Source organism: Streptomyces azureus (assembly GCF_001270025.1).
Taxonomy (GTDB): domain Bacteria; phylum Actinomycetota; class Actinomycetes; order Streptomycetales; family Streptomycetaceae; genus Streptomyces; species Streptomyces azureus.
Genome location: NZ_DF968406.1, coordinates 1 through 19,078, shown reverse-complemented (window position 1 = coordinate 19,078; position 19,078 = coordinate 1). Strand labels below are relative to the sequence as shown.

Below are 19,078 nucleotides of genomic sequence, written 5' to 3'. Positions count from 1 at the left end.
GATATCCATCGCAAGATCATGACCGCGAATGGCTATCCGGCGTCACCACCGACTACGGGCCAGAGCCGAACGATTTACAGTCCCAAAGAAGGAGCGGTTGCGGGAGAGCGGGGAGGAGCAGGTGGCCACGAGGTCGCCGAGGCCGGCAAGCCCCGCGAGGGTGGCTGGCTGAGCGCCCATGGCCACAGCCAGCCGGGTGGTCTCCGCCAGCCCGCGAGTGATGAGCATCGCCGAGGCGTTGTCGCCCAGGCCCATGCCCGAGGCGATGCCGACCGCCAGGGCGATGACGTTCTTCACCGCGCCACCCAGCTCGCAGCCGATGATGTCGGTGCTGGTGTAGGGCCGGAAGTACGGGGTGCGGCACGCCTGCTGAAAGCGGCGGGCGGCCGCCTCGTCGGGGCAGGCGACGGTGGCGGCGGCGGGCTCGCCGTCCATGATCTCGCGGGCGAGGTTCGGGCCCGACAGCACCGCGACCCGGTCCGCACTGACACCGGTCACCTCGGTGATGACCTGGCTCGCCAGCTGCCCGCTGCACAGTTCGATGCCCTTCATCAGAGACACGATCACGGTGTCGGGCCCAATGTGCGGCGTCCACAGAGCGAGGTTGGTCCGCAGGGACTGCGCGGGGATGGACAGCACGAGGTAGTCCGCGCGGTGAAGCGCGGCGGCCGGGTCGGTCGTGGCCGCCAGGGAGACAGGCAGCTCGACGTCCGGGAAGTAACCAGGGTTGCGGTGAACCGTGTTGATCGCGTCGGCGATCTCGTCCCGTCGGGCGTGCACGATGACGTCGGTGCCGGCGTCGGCCAGGATCTTGGCGACTGCGGTACCCCAGGACCCGGCCGAGAACACCGCCGCACGGGCGGAACGGTGCTGGCTCACTGCGGGGTCCTCTCGCCGGACACGGGCCCCTCACCGGGGCGGCGGCCGGGCCCGGACATTCTATCGGCCGTGCCAGGCGCGGCCGGAATGTCGAGGGGCACCGCAAGGCCAGCAGGACGGTGCGACGGCTCGGCAGTGCGGGCAGCACCCGGTGCGCCTCGCGCAGCGTCTTTCCTCTGCACCTAGCCCAGCTCGCGCACTGCCGCTTCCCGTTTCGGCGGCGTGACTGAGGCGTCCATACATGTGCAGCGAGGCCCCGAGCAGCGAGTGAGTGCCTGCCGGAGACCTTCAGCTCACGGCAGACGGGAAACAGCCCCAACGGACTGGAACCTCCACCGGGATCATGTCAACGTACAACGACCTGGAAAACACCAGGTCAGTGAAGGTATGTGGGCCTCCGGGCCGAACCGGCAGATGGTCGGCCGTCCCCAGTCCCCAGCCCGCGCTACTCGGTGCCATGACCGAGCGCAACCCCAAGGAGGTCCAAGGTCCACCTGTCAAATCCCGCAAATCCGATCTGCCCGCTTCACAGCCCCCGTCCTCTTAGCGCTCGGAGCTATGAACGCGTGGATCGCCCAGGAGACGGGGAACTGCAGAGCCCTGGACACGGTGGTCAGTCTCTGTGTCTGCGCCGGTGGGCTGTTCGGTGAGGATCTGCTACAGCGCTGACATTGCGTTGCCCGCGCGACCCTCTCATACATCGCGGTGCACCTCTCAGCAGTAACTCGTCGGGACCTAGCGGCTGGCCGCTTGACCGATGCCGAATCGGGGCAGCGAGGGACAGGCCCTCGTCGCGCAGGGCGATAGATAGCAGATGATCCCCGGTTACCGAAACCGGGGATCGTGCAGAGCATTGACGCTGTTCGCACGGCTGTGCTTGGCGGTGGAGCCGCAGCGGGCAACGCAGCCAGTTCGTCCCCTAAGGTCAAGGAGAGTGAGTATTCTGTCCGATCCGATCAAGAGGCTTCAGTCGAACTCGAAAGGGAAGGTTAGATATCGGTTTGTTGTCGATGTAGGGATCGACCCCGAGACCGGGAAGCGAAAGCAGTTGAGGCGCACCTTCGATTCATTGAAGGAAGCGAAGGCTGAGTACGCGAGCATAACTAACCGGCGGAACGAGGGCTCGTTCGTGCCGCCCAACAAGATCACCGTGAACGAATGGCTCGACCGGTGGTTGGATCTGAAAGCCGACGACCTCGAAGAAACCACCATCTACAGCTACAGGATTACCCTGGACCGAGTTCGGGGGAGACTTGGCAACATCCGCCTCCAGGACCTTACTGAAGAGCATGTGGAAGAGTGGAGAGACTGGGCGCTGACGCATGGCCGTGCGCGTGGCAAAAGGGCTGGTACGCCACTCGGAGTCACAAGTGTGGATATGAGCCTTGCTCGGCTGAAGGAAGCTCTGGGGAGGGCCGTTACCCGGCGGTTGGTGCAGGTAAATGTCGCTGCACACGTGACCATACCCCGTAGGGCACGCAAGGAGGAGCGGAAAAGTAAAGAGGAGGTGCAGCCCTGGAATGTCCAGGAGGTTCAGAAGTTCATCCAGGGTATTAGGGGGGAGCGTCTATACGCTGCGCTTCTTCTTTCGCTGATGGGGCTCCGTCCAGCTGAAGTCTGCGGCCTTCGGTGGGATGACGTTGACTTGGGAAACGCCACGATTGTCATTGCCAACACGCGCACGATGATGGGCAATCGGTACGTAGTGGAGAAGGACACCAAGCCTCTTGCGGGCGAGCGGGTTCTGCCGCTGCCGGCTCTGGTGCTAGCCGCTCTCAAGGCGTTCAGGGCTCTCCAAGTGGATGAGAGGCTCGCTCTGGGGGAAGCGTACGTGGTGTCCGGCTATGTGTTGGTGCACGAAGCAGGGGATGCCTTCACGATCAAGCAACTTCGTCGGCGCGCGTACCGGCTTATGGAGCTTCTCGGACTCCGGCGCGTCAGGCTTTACGACGCACGCGCGTCGTGCTTTACCTTCCTGGCCAGCAACGGTGTCCCGGACCACATCCTCGCGCGATGGGCTGGGCATACGAACGTAAAGACAACCAAGCGGTGGTACGTCAAGCCGGATGTAGAGGATCTTCGCGGAGCCGCCACCACATGGGATGGCCTGCATGGGGCTGCGGAGGAGGAGAAGGCGTGACCCATGAGGACTACCAATCGAGCGACTTGGCGAGGGTGGGACGAGGCCCGGTAGATTCACCCCAGCGATGTGACATCTTGTGACAGATGAGAGGCTCGGACGGGTGAGCCAGACACCACCGAACACCCTGCAATACCGCTTTGACGGGCCAGAAGAGGCTCCCGTCCTGATCCTGGGTCCCTCACTGGGTACCACATGGCACATGTGGGACCGCCAGATCCCCGAGCTGATCAAGCAGTGGCGTGTCTTCCGGTTCGACATGCCGGGACACGGCGGCGCCCCCGCGTACCCGGCGGGCTCGGTCACGGACCTCACCACACGGCTGCTGACCACCCTCGAAGCGCTGGGCGTGCAGCGCTTCGGCTACGCGGGCTGCGCCCTCGGCGGCGCGGTCGGCATCGAGCTGGCCCTGCGCCACCCCGAGCGGCTCGCCTCCCTCGCGCTGATCGCCGCCTCGCCGCGCTTCGGCACGGCCGACGAGTTCCGGCAGAGAGGGGTGATCGTCCGGACGAACGGTCTCGACCCCATCGCCCGCACGGCCCCCGACCGTTGGTTCACCGGTGGGTTCGCCGCCGCCCAGCCCGCGATCACCGAGTGGGCCGTGCAGATGGTGCGCACCACCGACCCCGGCTGCTACATCGCCGCCTGCGAGGCGCTCGCCTCCTTCGACGTCCGGGCCGAGCTCGGACGCGTTGGCGTGCCGACCCTGGTCCTCGTCGGATCGGACGACCAGGTCACCGGCCCCGCCGAGGCCCGCACCCTGGTCGCCGGCATCCCGGACGCCCGCCTCGCCGTCGTCCCCGGCGCCTCCCACCTGGTTCCGGTGGAGCAGCCAGCGGCCGTCACCGACCTCCTGGTGCGGCACTTCTCCACCGCCTGGCAGCCCGCCTTCGAGACCTCCACCGGCCAGACCGCCCTGCCCGCGGCCGCAGTCAAGCCGGTCCTGTCCGCCGCCCCCGCACAGCCCGTCCAGAGCGGGCCCGTCGCCGAGATCGCCCCGGTCGTACCGCAGCAGCCACAAGGACGGCCCGACCCCTACGACGCCGGGCTCAAGGTCCGCCGTGAAGTGCTGGGCGACGCGCACGTCGACCGGTCGCTGGCGCAGGCCGACGAGTTCTCCGGGGACTTCCAGGAGTTCATCACCCGCTACGCCTGGGGCGAGATCTGGGACCGCCCCGGCCTCGACCGCCGCACTCGCAGCTGTGTCACCCTCACCGCCCTGGTCGCCGGCGGACACCTGGACGAGCTGGCCTTCCACACCAGAGCGGCGCTGCGCAACGGCCTCACCCCGGGCGAGATCAAGGAGGTGCTGCTCCAGGCGGCCGTCTACTGCGGCGTACCGGCGGCGAACAGCGCGTTCAAGGTCGCCCAGCAGGTCATCCGCGAGGAGACCACGCCCCAGGAGTGAGTGAGTCCGCGGGGGAGCGCGGAGGCAGGATGGAATCATGAAGCTCACGAAGAAGTCGCACGCCTGCGTCCGCCTCGAGAAGGACGGCCGCACCCTCGTCCTCGACCCCGGCGGGTTCAGCGAGGAGGACGCCGCGCTCGGCGCGGACGCGATCCTCGTCACCCACGAGCACCCCGACCACTTCGACGAGTTCCGGCTGCGCGCCGCGATGGAGAACAACCCGGCCGCGCGGATCTGGACCCTGAAGTCCGTCGCGGAGAAGATCTCGTCCGCCTTCCCCGGCCGCGTGCACACGGTCGGCCACGGCGACACCTTCACCGCCGCCGGCTTCGAAATCCAGGTCCACGGCGAGCTCCACGCGGTGATCCACCCGGACATCCCGCGGATCACCAACGTCGGCTTCCTCGTCGACGGCGGCAAGGTCTTCCACCCCGGCGACGCCTTCACCGTCCCCGGCCACCGGGTCGAGACGCTGATGCTCCCGGTGATGGCCCCCTGGAGCAAGATCTCGGAGGTCATCGACTACGTCCGCGAAGTCAAGCCGCAGCGCGCCTACGACGTCCACGACGCCTACCTCACGGATCTCGCCCGCCCGATCTACGACCGCCAGATCGGGCAGCTCGGCGGCTCGGAGCACCTGCGGCTGACACCGGGAGACTCCGCCGAGGTCTGAGGCTCCAGGGGACCGGGCCGCGTTGTCAGACCCGCCGGGTAGGTTGTGGGACATGCGCATCGCGACCTGGAACGTGAACTCGATCACCGCCCGCCTGCCGAGGCTCCTGGCCTGGCTGGAGAGCAGCGGCACGGACGTGCTGTGCCTCCAGGAGGCCAAGGTCGCCGAGGACCAGTTCCCGGCGGAGCAGCTGCGCGAGCTGGGCTACGAGGCGGCGGTCCACGCGACCGGCCGGTGGAACGGCGTGGCGGTGCTCTCCCGCGTCGGCATCGAGGACGTCGTCAAGGGCTTGCCCGGTGACCCCGGGTTCGACGGCTCGGTGGAGCCCCGCGCCATCTCGGCGACGTGCGGCCCACTCCGCGTCTGGTCGGTCTACGTGCCGAACGGCCGTGAGGTCGACCACCCCCACTACGCCTACAAGCTCCAGTGGTTCGAGGCCCTCAAGGCCGCCGTCGCCGGTGACGCGTCCGGCAGCCGCCCCTTCGCGGTGATGGGCGACTACAACGTGGCGCCGACGGACGACGACGTCTACGACCGCGCGGCCTTCGAGGGCTCCACCCACGTCACCCCGGCCGAGCGCGCCGCCCTCGCCTCCCTGCGCGAGGCGGGCCTGTCCGACGTGGTCCCGCGGCCCCTCAAGTACGAGCACCCGTTCACGTACTGGGACTACCGCCAGCTCTGCTTCCCGAAGAACCGCGGCATGCGCATCGACCTGGTGTACGCCAACCAGCCGTTCACGAAGGCGGTCAAGGACGCGTACGTGGACCGCGAGGAGCGCAAGGGCAAGGGCGCGTCGGACCACGCGCCGGTCGTGGTGGACCTCGACGTCTAGAACGGCCTGCGACCTGACCCACACGACAGGCTCTAGAGCAGCCGCAGGTCGACCGAGTCCGCCAGGGCCGCCAGCCCCGCGTCGCCCGGATGCAGGTGGTCCCCGCTGTCGTACGCGGGCAGCATCCGGGACGGCCGCTGCGGATCGCGGACCACCGCGTCGAAGTCGAGCACGCCGTCGAAGACCCCGCCGGCCCGGATCCACTCGTTCACCGCGACCCGCTCGGCGTCGACGGCGGCCGTGCAGCGCGCCTCGCCCTCGCACGGCAGGATCGTCGCCGCGAGCATCCTGACGCCCCGGGCGTGCCCGCGTGCCGCCAGCTCCCGCAGCCCTGTGATCACCTGCTCCGCCGACGTGCCCCAGCGCACGTCGTTGACGCCTTCGAAGACGACGGCCGTACGGGCCGACGGCTGGGCGAGGACGTCGCGGTCGAACCGGTGCAGGGCGCTCACCCCGGCCGCGTCCGTGGACACCCCGTCGCCGGGGTACCGGTCGGTGACCACGCGGTTGCCCGAGATGCCCTGGTTCAGCACGCCGTAGCGCGGGACCGTGGTCTGCTTCAGCAGCCGGCCGGCCAGCACGTCCGGCCACCGCCGGTTCGCGTCCACCGTGGACTTGTCGCCGTCGGTGATGGAGTCCCCGAGCAGCACGACGGATCCGGGCCCGCCGCTCACGTCGACCCCGGCGAGCAGCGGCCAGCTGCTGATCACCGATGTGTACGCGTCCGCGGAGCCGTCCGCCGCGTGGTCGCCCGGCCCGCTGACGTACGACCGCTGCTGCGCGAGCCGGTGCACGGGCGCCGCCGCCACCGTGCCGGGCAGGTGGAAGCTCACCAGCAGGTTGGCGCCAGCCGGGACGGCGAAGCCCAGCGGATCGCTGTACGCCTGGGCCCCGGCCGGGATCTCCACGTCCCCCGAACCACCGAAGGACAGCGGCACCGGCGTCCCGCGTGCGGCCGCACCCGACGCCTGCACGGCGACCGTCGCGCTGCCGATCCGTACCGGCGCCGCCGCGAAGGTGTTGTCGAACCGCACCCGCACCCGGGGCCCGCCGGCCGATGTGTGCACCACGAGCCGCAGCGTCCGGTCCGTCCAGGGCCCGACGGCGGTGTAGCCGGAGATGGACGTCGCCCAGCTGCCCGTCCACCCCCGCGTCGCGGTCCGGACCGACACGGCGAAGACGTGCAGTCCGGCCGCGCGCGGCAGCCGGACCGAGGCGACCGGGCTCCCCGGCGCCAGCGGCACCGTCACGACGTACAGGCGGGCCCGCTCGGCGAGTTGCCCGCCGGGCGTGTTGATGTGAGGCAGGGCCACCGCCTTCGTGGCGAGCGGCCCGGTGCGCCAGTCGGGCGCGGTCAGCCGGTACCCGGAGCGGCTGCCGTTCGCATACGTGATCACGCCCGGGCCGCCCACTTCGGTGCCGGCGGTGCCCGCCACCAGGAAGGCGAGGGCGTCTCCGCGCCCCGTGACGCGTACGTCCTGGCCGGCCGCGCGGACGTTGTCCGGCTCGCCGGGCTGCCGCCGCGGCCAGGCCAGCCGGGCCCCCTGGACGGTGAGACCGCGGCCGGGCGTCCAGCCCGCGGCCGTGAGGTCCCGTGCCGACAGGGAGGCACCGGCACCGTCGAAGTCGGCCTGCGCGGGCCGTCCGTCGTCGCTGACGGCGACGTTGTCGAACAGCCGCTCAAGCGGCACCGGCGTGGCCCGCCGCTCCTCGGCGGCCTGTGCCGGCACCGTCGGCACCAGGGACCCGCACAGGGCCAGGACGATCAGGATCCCCCGGACACATCGGCGCACGGCCGACTCCTCCCGCTCATCGACACACGACGCAACAAGACGAAACGCAGGGACGGAACAGAAGACACGACGAAAGCCGAGGCGCACGACGCACGGTGAAACTAGGGAGACGGCAGAGGCCCGTCAACGAGCCCTGCACGAACTCGGCGTGAACTTGTCAGGAACCGGCGAGCCCGCGCGCCTGTGGTGCGTACGGCGGTACGAATGACACGCTGGACATATGAACATCCCTTTCCTGGGCAACCGGCGCCGGAAGCTCGGGGTTCCCGATCCGGCAGGCATCGCGGAACTCCTTGCCGAGTGTGAACTGCTCCGCTCCCAGGCGTCCCGGGCGGGTGTCCGGCTGGACGACTCGGCGACCTCGCTGGAGGCGCTGGACCAGCTCGTGCCACGCTGGCGGGACGACGAGGAGACCCTGACCTGGCTCGGCAACGACGCCGGGCTCTACCTGGGCACCGTCATCGTGCGCACCGTACCGGGAGCCGCCTGGGAGATCCGGTCCGACGGGCAGCCCGTCGTGCGGCTCGCCTCCGGCCGGGAGCTCGACGTCGTGGACTCCGGTCACGAATGGGCCGCGAACGGCGTGCCCGAGCTGTCCCAGCTGTACGCGGAAGTCGCGGAGGCGTGAGACTGGTCTACAGAACCCTTGATCTTCAGAAGCTTTGGCCCAAAGTCCGCCGTAAATACGGCTAATGATCGAAAAGTGCGTGTCGCCCGACAAGTCCGATCTTGCCTGGATACGTTGCGGCCACCACCACACAGCTGAGAGTGAGTAGGGCTGAGCATGGCCGTCGATCCGCTGATCGAGCTGCGTGACGTCAACAAGCACTTCGGGGAGCTGCATGTCCTCCAGGACATCAACCTCACCGTCGGCAGGGGGGAGGTGGTCGTGGTCATCGGCCCGTCGGGGTCGGGAAAGTCGACACTGTGCCGGGCGATCAACCGTCTGGAGACCATCGAGTCCGGACAGATCATCCTCGACGGGCAGCCGCTGCCGGAGGAGGGCAAGCCCCTCGCGCGGCTGCGCGCCGACGTCGGGATGGTCTTCCAGGCGTTCAATCTCTTCGCCCACAAGACCGTCCTGCAGAACCTCTCCCTGGGGCAGGTGAAGGTGCGCGGGCGCAAGAAGGAGGACGCCGACAAGCGCTCCCGTGAACTGCTCGACCGGGTCGGCGTCGCCGACCAGGCGGACAAGTACCCGGCGCAGCTCTCCGGCGGCCAGCAGCAGCGCGTGGCCATCGCCCGCGCCCTGGCCATGGAGCCCAAGGCGATGCTCTTCGACGAGCCGACCTCGGCCCTCGACCCGGAGATGATCAACGAGGTGCTGGAGGTCATGAGGCAACTGGCCCGCGACGGCATGACCATGATCGTCGTCACGCACGAGATGGGCTTCGCCCGCTCGGCCGCCAACCGCGTCGTCTTCATGGCCGACGGCCGGATCGTCGAGGACCGCACCCCCGACGAGTTCTTCACCAACCCCACCAGCGACCGCGCCAAGGACTTCCTCTCCAAGATCCTCAAGCACTGAGCGGCGGGGCTCCGGACGGCTCGTCGCATCGGACCTCGACTACCATGTTCCCTTCATCCCTGTCGGAGAGGGGGACTTCGCCGAATTCCGCCGATCCGCCCGGGGTGAGCAGACCGCCCGCCCGCTCCGCGGGTCACTCCCGCCGGGTGCGGCCCCCATGGCCCTGTCGGCCACGGGGGCGGCGGTTCACATCGGCCAGGCCCGTCCGGCGGCAGCCGGAGATCACTGCTCGCGCAGCGGAACCGACACGTACGACGGGTCGTTCGCCGGCGAGGAGAAGGTCAGCTGCGCGCCGGACGGGTTGTGCTCGATGTAGAGCGGGTCGATCGTGTCGACGACCAGGGCGAGGCGGTGCCCGGCCGGGACGTCGTAGGCCGTGGAGTACAGCTCCAGGTCGACGCCGAACGGCTTTCCGGGGGCGCGTCCGTGGAAGGTGTACGGCGCGTGGGAGACCAGCTTGCCGAGGCCGAGCGGCCCCACGTCGTACAGGTAGGCGACGAGGGTGCCGCTCTCCTTGGTCGGGGTGAGGGTCGTGTGCAACTTTGCCGTTCCGCGTACCTGTTGGGCCGTGGCGTACTTCTCCGACTGCCACACGGCGGCCCAGCGGCGGGGGAGCAGCGGGATGGAGGCGACCGGGGGCAGCCGGGCCACCTGGTCGAGGATGCTGGACAGGAAGACGACTCCGCCGTCGGCCCCCGAGTTCACGTTCGTGCGGATCGTGGTCGCGCCCGCGAGGTCGATCTTCCGGTTCGTCGCGGCGACCGACTTCCAGTCGGGGTAGCCCTCGTAGCCGCCGGTGGAGCGGGACTTGAGCTGGACGGGCTGTTCCCGGTCGATGCCGTTGTCCTCGCCCCTGAGGTAGTGGTTGAACCAGCGCTCGGTGTCCTTCCACACGTCGTTGGGCAGCCCGAACAGGCCGGTCAGTTCGGCGGTGGCGTGGTCCCCGGGGCGCATCTCCAGCCGCTTCGGGCCGGTCAGCTTCTCGTAGAAGTCGGCGTACTGGTTCGGCGGGAAGACCGTGTCGCCCCAGGCGTTGGCGAGCATGATCGCCGCGCCGTTCTTGTTGATCTGGTCGACGTAGGTCGCAGCTGAACGTTTCTTCCCCCAGGCGATGAGCTCCGGCTCCTTTGCCAGGTTGGAGGCGTAGAAGTCGTCGAAGACCTGCCGGAGTTCGGCGCCCTGCCGGCCCGTGACCAGACTCGCGCCGTCCAGCAGGGCGGCGGCCTGGACGTGCTGGGTGCGCCCGGAGTAGATCGAGCCGATCAGGTCGGCCCAGCCGCTCAGCGAGGCGACGGCCCGGACCCGCTTGTCGTGCGCGGCGGTGAGCAGGCTGATGCCGGCGCCGTAGGAGACGCCCGCCATGCCGATGTGCCCGGCGTCCGAGGGAGTGTTGGCGAGCGCCCAGTCGATGACTTTCGAGGCGTCGGCCACGTCGGGCGGGCCCGCGACTTCTATCTCGCCGCCCGACTGCCAGAAGCCGCGCACGTTGTAGGTGACCACGACGTACCCGGAGTCGGCGAGCTTCTGAGCCTGGGCCAGATACTCGACCTGGGGCAGACCCCAACTCGTGGGCATGACGAGCAGCGGGTAGCGGTGCGTGCCGCCGGCGCCGGCCGGGGTGACGACGTTGGCCTTGAGGACCGTGCCGCCGTCGCCGGTGATGTCGACGAACCGGATCGTGCTCGGCGCCGCCTGGGCGGTGGGGGCGAGGCCGAGGGCTGTACCGGCGACCAGGGTCGCCGAGACGGCGCCTACGGCGGTGGTGCGCAGGGCCTTGCGGTGACGTCCCACGGGTCACTCCTCACTCGTGTCAGTGCAAAGTGACCAGACGGTAACCTCGCCCCCTTACCAGTGGTAACCCGTCGGTAAGTTACGTGCCAGTAACGATTGTTGACAAGTGGAGGACTTCAGGGGGCCCGGTGGCTGTTGCGTGGAGCCGGGGCGGGGAGTGGCGTCTGTGCCGCGCGCGTCACGTCCTCCACCATCTCGACGACGTCCGGCCCGTACGCCTGTGAGTTGATCACCTTCAGCAGCAGCGCGAACGAGTTGTTGCCGTACTTGCGGGCCAGCCGTTCGTGGTTGCGGGCGAGATAGCGGGTGGTGGCCTGGTTCGTGATCGACGTCTGACCGCAGAAGAGAAAGACGGGACGGGGGTGCTGGCTCCGCTCCGCGGTGAGCCGGGCGAGCAGGGCGTACTCCTCCTTGCCGTTCTCCACGCGGTAGCGCTCGGAACCGATCAGGAACGAGCCACGGTCCGGGCTCGGTTCGGCGTCGACGTTCACCCGCACACCAGGCAGCAGAGAAGACAGGTGGGCGGCCATACGGCGGTTGGACGCCGGTCCGCCCACGCAGAACTCGGTGCGCTCGCCGAAGCCCTGACGGGCCGTGTCGTGCGGGAGGATCTGGGCGTGGGCGTTGCAGTCCTTGATCAACGCGGCGAGTTCGAGCAGCGCGAACACGTCGTAGCGCATCACGGCGAACTCGGGTCCCGCGGCACCCCGGTTCACCACCAGCAGCGATTCCGAGTTGTCGGGCAGTCCGAAGAAGGCCTGCTTCCGGCGGAGCTTGCGCTTCCACAGGTAGGTGCGGGCCACCCAGCCGAGCGCGGCGCTGATACCCGCCGCGACCACCCCCAGGACGATGTTGCGCACGTCGTCATTCATGGGCGCGCATGCTAGCGGGCCGACGCACCGGTGTTCGACGCATTCCTGACGCGGCCATGGCGATGAATTAAGCTGCGCGGACGGCCTTTTACTGGAGGTGCGGATGCGTCGCCCTGTCGCACGGAATCTGACGGTCCTGGCGGTTTCGGCCGCCGTGGTGGTGTCGGTGGGAGCGGCGGCGCCGCCCACCGCGCAGGGCACCGGCGGTGAGAAGACGCCCCTGGCCGTCGGTTACGGCGGCGCCGTCTCCAGCGTCGACCGGGACGCCTCAGCCGCCGGGATCGAGGTCCTGCGCAAGGGCGGCAACGCCGTCGACGCGGCCGTCGCCACGGCCGCCGCGCTCGGCGTCACCGAGCCCTACTCGGCCGGCGTCGGCGGAGGCGGCTACTTCGTCTACTACGACGCCAAGTCCCGCAGGGTCCACACCATCGACGGCCGCGAGACCGCCCCGCTCACCGCTGACAAGAACCTGTTCGTCGAGAACGGCAAGCCCGTTCCCTTCGCCCAGGCCGTCAGCAGCGGCCTGAGCGTCGGCACCCCGGGCACGCCCGCCACCTGGCAGACGGCGCTCGACCGGTGGGGCAGCAAGCGGATCGCGAGCGTCCTGAAGCCGGCCGAGCGGCTCGCCCGTGACGGTTTCACGGTCGATGAGACGTTCCGCTCGCAGACGGCGTCCAACGAGACCCGCTTCCGCTACTTCCCGGACACCGCCGAGCTGTTCCTGCCCGGCGGACGGCTCCCCGCCGTCGGCTCCACCTTCAAGAACCCCGACCTCGCCCGCACCTACGCGGAGCTGGCGCGCAAGGGCGTAGGCGCCCTCTACCGCGGTGACATCGGCCGGGACATCGTCGACACGGTCAACAAACCGCCCGTGGACCCGGCCTCCGGCTGGAACGCCCGTCCCGGCGACCTGTCCGAGAGGGACCTGACCGCCTACCGCACCAAGCTCCAGGCACCCACCAAGTCCTCGTACCGCGGCCTCGGCGTCTACTCCATGGCACCGTCCTCATCCGGCGGTACGACGGTCGGCGAGGCGCTCAACATCCTGGAGCGGACCGACCTGTCGAAGGCGAGCCAGGCGAAGTATCTGCACCGCTACATCGAGGCCAGCCGGATCGCCTTCGCGGACCGGGGCCGCTGGGTGGGCGACCCGGCCTTCGAGGCCGTACCGACGAAGGAACTGCTGTCGCAGCGGTTCGCCGACTCGCGCGAGTGCCTGATCAAGGACGACGCGGTGCTCACGAGTCCTGTGGCGCCGGGTGATCCGCGCGACCCGAAGGCGTGCGGCTCCGGTGGCACGGCCGCTCCCACCACCTACGAAGGTGACAGCACCACGCATCTGACCGTGGCCGACAAGTGGGGGAACGTCGTCTCTTACACCCTCACCATCGAGCAGACGGGCGGCAGCGGGATCACCGTGCCTGGGCGGGGGTTCATCCTCAACAACGAGTTGACGGACTTCTCCTTCACCCCGGCGAACCCCGCGGTGCACGACCCGAACCTGCCGGGGCCGGGGAAGCGGCCGCGGTCGTCCATGTCGCCGACGATCGTTCTCGACCGGCATGACAGGCCCGTGGTGGCGCTGGGGTCGCCGGGCGGGGCGACGATCATCACGACGGTTCTGCAGACGCTGGTCGGGTTCCTCGACCGGGGGTTGCCGCTGGTCGACGCGATCGCGGCGCCTCGGGCCAGTCAGCGAAACGCTGCGCAGACCGAGCTGGAACCCGGGCTGTACGGCAACGCCGAGTTGAGGAAGCAGTTGGAGGCCATTGGGCACTCCTTCAAGCCGAACGCGGAGATCGGTGCGGCTACTGGTGTTCAGCGGCTGCCCGGTGGGAAGTGGCTGGCAGCCGCGGAGACGGTACGGCGAGGGGGAGGGGCTGCGATGGTGGTGCGGCCGGCGCGCTGAGGGGTTCGTCTGCGGGTGCGTGGGGGCTGTTCGCGCGGTTCCCCGCGCCCCTTCAGGGCGTTGCAGTCGTCTCCGTTCGGAATGTCAGGTGGCCGTCCTCCGTGTCCACCGTCACCTGGCCGCCCTCCGACACTCGGCCGTCCAGCAGCAGTCGTGACAACTCGTTGTCCACCTCGCGCTGGATCGTGCGGCGCAACGGGCGGGCGCCGTACTCCGGCTGGTAGCCGTGGTCGGCCAGCCATTCCACCGCTCGGTCGGTGAAGGTCACCGAGATGCCCTTGCTCTGCACAAGGGACCTGGTGCGGTCCAGCAGGAGGTCGGTGATCCGGCGCAGCTGTTCCGTGCTGAGCTGGCGGAAGACGACGATCTCGTCGATGCGGTTGAGGAACTCGGGGCGGAAGTGCTCGCGCAGGGGGCGCAGGATCTGTTCGCGCCGGGCCTCCTCGTCCGCGTCCGCGCCGCCCGACGCGAAGCCCACGGAGGCGCCGCGGCGGGTGATCGCCTCGGAGCCGAGGTTGCTGGTCATCACGATGACGGTGTTGGTGAAGTCGACCGTGCGGCCCTGGGAGTCGGTGAGGCGGCCGTCGTCGAGGACCTGGAGCAGGATGTTGAAGACGTCCGGGTGGGCCTTCTCCACCTCGTCCAGCAGGAGCAGCGAGTACGGGTGCCGGCGGACGACCTCGGTGAGCTGGCCGGCCTCCTCGTGGCCGACGTAGCCGGGCGGTGCGCCGACCAGGCGGCTGACCGTGTGCCGCTCCTGGTACTCGCTCATGTCGAGGCGGACCATGCGGTCCTCGCTGCCGAACAGGGCCTCGGCGAGCGCCCGGGCCAGCTCGGTCTTGCCGACGCCGGTCGGGCCGAGGAAGAGGAAGCTGCCGATGGGCCGTTCGGGGCTGGCGAGCCCGGCGCGGGAGCGCAGCACCGCGTCCGAGACGACCCGCACTGCCTCGTCCTGGCCGACCACCCGCTCGTGCAGATGCTCCTCCAGGCGCAGCAGGCGGTCCTTCTCCTCCTGGGTGAGGCTGCTGACCGGGATGCCGGTCTGCCGGGACACCACCTCGGCGATCGCCTCAGCCTCGACCACCAGGTCCTGGCCCTCGTCGATCTCGTGGTCGCCGCCCGCCTGGGTGATCCGCAGCTTCAGGTCCATGATCCGGTCGCGCAACTGGGTGGCCTGCTCGTACTGCTCGTCCGCGACCGCCTGGTCCTTGTCCCGGGTCAGCTGCTCCAGCTCCCGCTCCATGCTCCGTACGTCGGTGCCCTTGGTGCGGGCGCGCAGCCGGACCCGGGCACCGGCCTGGTCGATCAGGTCGATCGCCTTGTCCGGCAGCCGGCGGTCGGTGAGGTAGCGGTCGGACAGCTCCACGGCGGCGACCAGCGCCTCGTCGGTGTAGCGGACCTGGTGATGGGCCTCGTAGCGGTCCTGGAGGCCGCGCAGGATCTCGATCGCGTCCGCCGCGGTCGGTTCCGGCACCATGATCGGCTGGAAGCGACGGGCCAGCGCCGCGTCCTTCTCGATCCGGCGGTACTCCTCCAGCGTGGTGGCGCCCACGATGTGCAGCTCGCCGCGGGCGAGGGCCGGCTTGAGGATGTTCCCGGCGTCCATGGAGCTGCCGTCGCCGCCACCGGCACCGGCGCCCACGACCGTGTGCAGCTCGTCGATGAAGATGATCAACTGGTCGGAGTGGGCGCGGATCTCGCCGACGATGTTGTTCATCCGCTCCTCGAAGTCACCCCGGTAGCGGGTGCCCGCGACCACACCCGTCAGGTCCAGGGCGACCACACGGCGCCCGGTCAGCACGTCGGGCACGTCCCCCTCGGAGATGCGCTGCGCCAGCCCCTCCACGATGGCCGTCTTGCCGACGCCCGCGTCACCGATCAGCACCGGGTTGTTCTTGCCGCGGCGGGAGAGCACCTCGACGGTCTGCTCGATCTCCTCGTCCCGGCCGATCACCGGGTCGATACGGCCCTGCCGGGCCAGTTCGGTGAGGTCACGGCCGTACTTGTCGAGGGTCGGCGTGTTCGTCGGTCGCGGCCGCTCGGCCTGGGGGGCCTCCGGTGCCTCGGGCGGGCTGGAGGGGGCGAAGCGGGCCGCGTTCAGGATGTGCCCGGCGGCCGAGTCGGGGTTCGAGGCCAGGGCGCTGAGCACGTGCTCCGGCCCGATGTAGCCGTAGCCGCGGGCCCGGGCCATGTCGTGCGCGTCCAGCAGGGCGCGCTTGGCGGCCGGGGTGAGGGAGAGCGCGGTCGGGGGCGGTGCGTCGTCCGGGGTGTGCTGCGCCGGGCCCGACCGCTCGTCGATCTGCGACGCCAGTGAGTCGGGATTCGCGCCGGCCTTGCTCAGCAGGGTCCGGGTGGGCTCGGTGGCCAGCGCCGCCCGCAGCAGGTGCTCCGTGTCGAGGTCCCGACTGCCGTGCTCGGCGGCGTACTGGGCGGCGCCGCGGACGAGCTCCCGGGCCGGCTGGCTGAGCAGCCGGCCGATGTCGATCTGCCGGGGACCCGGACGCGGTCCGCCGAAGAAGCGTGCGAGGAATTCTCCGAAGGGATCCGAGCCGTAGCCCTCCGGGCTGGTGAAGCCGCTGCTCATGGGCCTTCCGTTCCCGGCGTCCCCGGCGCGCGGGCGGGGGACGCCCTCGCTGGTCGACGTGCCGGGGTCGGGTAACCCGGGTGGCAGCCCGTTACACCTGGGGCGCGCTCGTAGAACACCTTCCCACGATCGTGGGCAAGGGGCACCTTTAGGGCGTAACCGGGTAATCCCGACGTGCCTCAGCGTGCGGTCAGGATCCTCGGCCCCGCGTCCGTGATCGCCACCGTGTGCTCCGCGTGGGCCGCGCGGGAGCCGTCGTCCGTCTTCAGGGTCCAGCCGTCGGGGGCCGCGTGGAAGGTGTCCGTGCCGCCCGCGACGACCATGGGTTCGATCGCCAGCGCCATGCCGTGCCTCAGGCGCATGCCGCGCCCCGGGCGGCCCTCGTTCGGCACTGAGGGGTCCTCGTGCATCCGGCGGCCGATGCCGTGGCCGCCGAAGCCGTCGGGGATGCCGTAGCCCGCGGCACGGCAGACGGTGCCGATCGCGTGGGCGATGTCGCCGATGCGGTTGCCGACGACGGCGGCCTCGATGCCGGCCGCGAGGGCACGCTCGGCGGTCTCGATCAGGCGCAGGTCGGCCTCGCGCGGGGTGCCCACGGCGAAGCTGAGCGCCGAGTCGCCGACCCAGCCGCCCAGTTCCGCGCCGAAGTCGATGGAGACCAGGTCGCCGTCGCGCAGCCGGTAGCGGGTGGGGATGCCGTGCACGATCGCGTCGTTGACCGAGACGCAGAGGACGGCGGGGAACGGGGTCGGCGCGAAGGACGGCCGGTAGCCGAGGAAGGGCGAGGTCGCTCCCGCCTCTCGCAGCACGTCATGCGCCACCTCGTTCAGCTCCAACAGGGAAACGCCCACGTCAGCGGCCTTGTGTGCGGCCGTCAGGGCGCGGGCGACGATCTGGCCCGCCTCGTACATCGCGTCGATGGACTTATCGGTCTTCAGCTCAACCATGCCAATTACTATACCGGTATTAGAATGGGGGCATGGTGCGCACCCCTCTCACCCCCGAAGAACGCGAACGCGGCGAGCGGCTCGGCCGGCTCCTGCGTGCGGCGCGTGGCGACCGGAGCATGACGGAGGTCGCCGCGAGTGCGGGCATCTCCCCGGAGACGCTGCGGAAGATCGAGACCGGGCGGGCTCCGACCCCGGCCTTCTTCACGGTGGCCGCGCTGGCGGGCACGCTCGGGCTGTCGATGGACGAGCTGGCCGGGCAGTGCGTACTGGTGCCGGTCTGACGACGCGGCGCTGAGGCTCCTGCGCCGTGTGTGAAAACTCCCCGTAGCACGGCTGTAACACGACTGGTGTTGCCTACTGAGCGGAGTGCTCCGGTCGAGCGGGAGTTGAGCGATGGCGGCGGATCGGCTCCCGGATGAAGTACGGGAGTTCGCGCATTACCTGGACGGTCTGCTGGCACGCCTGGACCCGTCCGGGGGTTGGTGTGCGGTGTTCTGGCAGCGTGACCCCGAGGGCATGCGGGCCTGTCTCGACGGGCGTGAGATGCCGCCCTGGGACGTGGTCGAGGCACTGTTGCAGGACCTCGCCGGGCAGTACGGCCCGGGGGGCGCGGGGCCGGAGACGGAACGCGCCCGGTCCCTGCATGCCGCCGCGCTCGCCGCGTACGATGCCCGGCCCGGTGGCCGCGACGCCCTCCGGGACCGGCTCGACGTCATGCTCCGCGAGCAGAAATACGCCGCCGAACGCCAGGCGGACCTGACCCGCCTCCTCGCCACCGCCGCCACCCGCGAAGAGGCCGACGCCCTCCGCCTCGACTTCGCCTGGGCCCACGACGACCACGAGCGCGCGACAGCGCGCTGCGCGGAACTCCGGGCGCGGATTGCCGGCCTGGACCGCCGCGAACGGGACGTCTCCCACGGGGCGTGGGGTCACGGGGACGGACGGGGTGCCGGCGTGCCGGGGGTCGCCGCGGGTGTGTCCGGCGGCGCGGGCGTGGCGGAGGACGCGGCCTCAGGCGGGCGGCGCGGCCCGCGCGGCGGCGGCTCCCCGGACGACGACGACACCTGGTCGGGCGCGTGGCGCAGGCCGAACGGCGGAGGCTTCGCGGCGGCGGACGGGGGTTCGCGACCAGGGCCCGGCACGGGGGCGAGTCCCGGTGCGGCGGCGGATGGTGGTCAGTCGGCAGGGGGCCGTGCGTATACGGATGACCGGCCGGTGTCGGGCGGTGGTCGTGGGTATGCGGATGACCGGCCGGTGTCGGGCGGTGGTCGTGGGTATGGGGGTGATGGTCCGGCATCGGACAGCACCCGCGGCCATGAGGGTGGGGGTCCGGCCTCGGACCGGGGCCGTATGCGATCAGTCCCTGGCGGCCCGTATGACCCCGGGGTGCCTGCCACGCCGGGGCGCCGCGACGAGTCGGCGCAAGCCGTGACGGGCGCCGCCGGTCGTTATGACCCCCGGCATGCGGACACAGACGCGGAGGCGGAGCGCCGGGCCGATGCCCGCGACGGCGAGTATCCGGCGGGCGGGGCCACGTCCCGGGAAGGGACGTCCGGTGGCACGTCCGGTGGCTTCGCGGCTCTGGGTGGCCGGGCCGATGTCCAGGGCGGTGAGTATTCGGCGGGTGGGGCCGCCTCCGGGGAAGCCGCGGCCGGTGGCACGTCCGGTGGCTTCGCGGCTCTGGGTGGCCGGGCCGATGTCCAGGGCGGTGAGTATTCG

At 70.2% G+C, this 19,078-nt stretch carries 13 protein-coding genes and 2 pseudogenes; 9 read left to right on the top strand and 6 right to left on the bottom strand.

Features of this window, described 5'->3' with window-relative positions; all coding sequences use genetic code 11:
• Window positions 1-69: 69 nt before the first annotated feature.
• Window positions 70-879, bottom strand: a pseudogene (locus AOQ53_RS33395) (NAD(P)H-dependent glycerol-3-phosphate dehydrogenase); the annotation flags it as partial.
• Window positions 880-1,813: 934 nt separating this feature from the next.
• On the opposite strand from AOQ53_RS33395, the gene AOQ53_RS33390 reads away from it, so the two are divergent.
• The 4 genes from AOQ53_RS33390 (at window position 1,814) to AOQ53_RS33375 (ending at window position 5,932) form a co-directional block, all read left to right on the top strand.
• Window positions 1,814-3,019 carry a tyrosine-type recombinase/integrase gene (locus tag AOQ53_RS33390; protein ID WP_236711907.1) on the top strand — a complete coding sequence of 402 codons (1,206 nt, stop codon included), beginning with the start codon at window positions 1,814-1,816 and terminating at the stop codon, window positions 3,017-3,019.
• A gap of 103 nt (window positions 3,020-3,122) precedes the next feature.
• The gene (gene pcaDC / locus AOQ53_RS33385) at window positions 3,123-4,427 is read left to right on the top strand and encodes a bifunctional 3-oxoadipate enol-lactonase/4-carboxymuconolactone decarboxylase PcaDC (protein ID WP_059422996.1); all 1,305 of its coding nucleotides are present in this window, start codon (window positions 3,123-3,125) and stop codon (window positions 4,425-4,427) included.
• A 37-nt stretch (window positions 4,428-4,464) separates the two neighbouring features.
• Window positions 4,465-5,100, top strand: a complete 636-nt coding sequence (locus AOQ53_RS33380; protein ID WP_059422993.1) for an MBL fold metallo-hydrolase — start codon at window positions 4,465-4,467, stop codon at window positions 5,098-5,100.
• Between the two features lie 52 nt (window positions 5,101-5,152).
• The gene (locus AOQ53_RS33375; RefSeq protein WP_059422992.1) at window positions 5,153-5,932 is read left to right on the top strand and encodes an exodeoxyribonuclease III; all 780 of its coding nucleotides are present in this window, start codon (window positions 5,153-5,155) and stop codon (window positions 5,930-5,932) included.
• Between the two features lie 32 nt (window positions 5,933-5,964).
• On the opposite strand, the gene AOQ53_RS33370 is transcribed toward AOQ53_RS33375, so the two are convergent.
• The gene (locus tag AOQ53_RS33370) at window positions 5,965-7,725 is read right to left on the bottom strand and encodes an SGNH/GDSL hydrolase family protein (protein ID WP_059422990.1); all 1,761 of its coding nucleotides are present in this window, start codon (window positions 7,723-7,725) and stop codon (window positions 5,965-5,967) included.
• A gap of 220 nt (window positions 7,726-7,945) precedes the next feature.
• Here AOQ53_RS33370 and AOQ53_RS33365 point away from each other — a divergent pair, with 220 nt between their 5' ends.
• Together AOQ53_RS33365 and AOQ53_RS33360 are read left to right on the top strand one after the other, a co-directional pair.
• On the top strand, window positions 7,946-8,353 hold the full coding sequence (locus tag AOQ53_RS33365; RefSeq protein ID WP_059422987.1) for a DUF6278 family protein: 408 nt from the start codon (window positions 7,946-7,948) through the stop codon (window positions 8,351-8,353).
• Window positions 8,354-8,509: 156 nt separating this feature from the next.
• On the top strand, window positions 8,510-9,253 hold the full coding sequence (locus AOQ53_RS33360) for an amino acid ABC transporter ATP-binding protein (RefSeq protein ID WP_059422986.1): 744 nt from the start codon (window positions 8,510-8,512) through the stop codon (window positions 9,251-9,253).
• A 222-nt stretch (window positions 9,254-9,475) separates the two neighbouring features.
• Here AOQ53_RS33360 and AOQ53_RS33355 read toward each other — a convergent pair whose 3' ends face one another.
• A complete protein-coding gene (locus tag AOQ53_RS33355; protein ID WP_059422985.1) occupies window positions 9,476-11,044 on the bottom strand; it encodes a CocE/NonD family hydrolase in 1,569 nt (522 codons plus the stop codon).
• Window positions 11,045-11,160: 116 nt separating this feature from the next.
• Window positions 11,161-11,916: a hypothetical protein gene (locus AOQ53_RS33350; RefSeq protein WP_059422983.1), complete on the bottom strand. Its 756-nt coding sequence runs from the start codon at window positions 11,914-11,916 to the stop codon at window positions 11,161-11,163.
• A gap of 103 nt (window positions 11,917-12,019) precedes the next feature.
• On the opposite strand from AOQ53_RS33350, the gene ggt reads away from it, so the two are divergent.
• Window positions 12,020-13,825 (top strand): gamma-glutamyltransferase, encoded by a 1,806-nt coding sequence (gene ggt, locus AOQ53_RS33345; RefSeq protein WP_059422981.1) that lies wholly within the window; start codon window positions 12,020-12,022, stop codon window positions 13,823-13,825.
• A gap of 52 nt (window positions 13,826-13,877) precedes the next feature.
• On the opposite strand, the gene AOQ53_RS33340 is transcribed toward ggt, so the two are convergent.
• Both AOQ53_RS33340 and map read right to left on the bottom strand, forming a co-directional pair.
• Window positions 13,878-16,409, bottom strand: a complete 2,532-nt coding sequence (locus tag AOQ53_RS33340) for an ATP-dependent Clp protease ATP-binding subunit (protein WP_059422979.1) — start codon at window positions 16,407-16,409, stop codon at window positions 13,878-13,880.
• 179 nt (window positions 16,410-16,588) lie between these two features.
• Window positions 16,589-17,356, bottom strand: a complete 768-nt coding sequence (gene map / locus AOQ53_RS33335) for a type I methionyl aminopeptidase (RefSeq protein WP_059422977.1) — start codon at window positions 17,354-17,356, stop codon at window positions 16,589-16,591.
• A gap of 32 nt (window positions 17,357-17,388) precedes the next feature.
• Here map and AOQ53_RS33330 point away from each other — a divergent pair, with 32 nt between their 5' ends.
• Complete coding sequence (locus AOQ53_RS33330; RefSeq protein ID WP_059422976.1) at window positions 17,389-17,640, top strand: helix-turn-helix domain-containing protein; 252 nt, start codon at window positions 17,389-17,391, stop codon at window positions 17,638-17,640.
• Window positions 17,641-17,752: 112 nt separating this feature from the next.
• Window positions 17,753-19,078 (top strand): annotated as a pseudogene (locus AOQ53_RS46880) (hypothetical protein); the annotation flags it as partial.

Coding starts and splice junctions, on each gene's coding strand:
- AOQ53_RS33380 (WP_059422993.1), top strand. CDS start 4,465: ATGAAGCTCACGAAGAAGTCGCACGCCTGCGTCCGCCTCGAGAAGGAC.
- AOQ53_RS33375 (WP_059422992.1), top strand. CDS start 5,153: ATGCGCATCGCGACCTGGAACGTGAACTCGATCACCGCCCGCCTGCCG.
- AOQ53_RS33365 (WP_059422987.1), top strand. CDS start 7,946: ATGAACATCCCTTTCCTGGGCAACCGGCGCCGGAAGCTCGGGGTTCCC.
- AOQ53_RS33360 (WP_059422986.1), top strand. CDS start 8,510: ATGGCCGTCGATCCGCTGATCGAGCTGCGTGACGTCAACAAGCACTTC.
- AOQ53_RS33350 (WP_059422983.1), bottom strand. CDS start 11,916: ATGAATGACGACGTGCGCAACATCGTCCTGGGGGTGGTCGCGGCGGGT.
- ggt (WP_059422981.1), top strand. CDS start 12,020: ATGCGTCGCCCTGTCGCACGGAATCTGACGGTCCTGGCGGTTTCGGCC.
- AOQ53_RS33340 (WP_059422979.1), bottom strand. CDS start 16,409: ATGAGCAGCGGCTTCACCAGCCCGGAGGGCTACGGCTCGGATCCCTTC.
- map (WP_059422977.1), bottom strand. CDS start 17,356: ATGGTTGAGCTGAAGACCGATAAGTCCATCGACGCGATGTACGAGGCG.
- AOQ53_RS33330 (WP_059422976.1), top strand. CDS start 17,389: ATGGTGCGCACCCCTCTCACCCCCGAAGAACGCGAACGCGGCGAGCGG.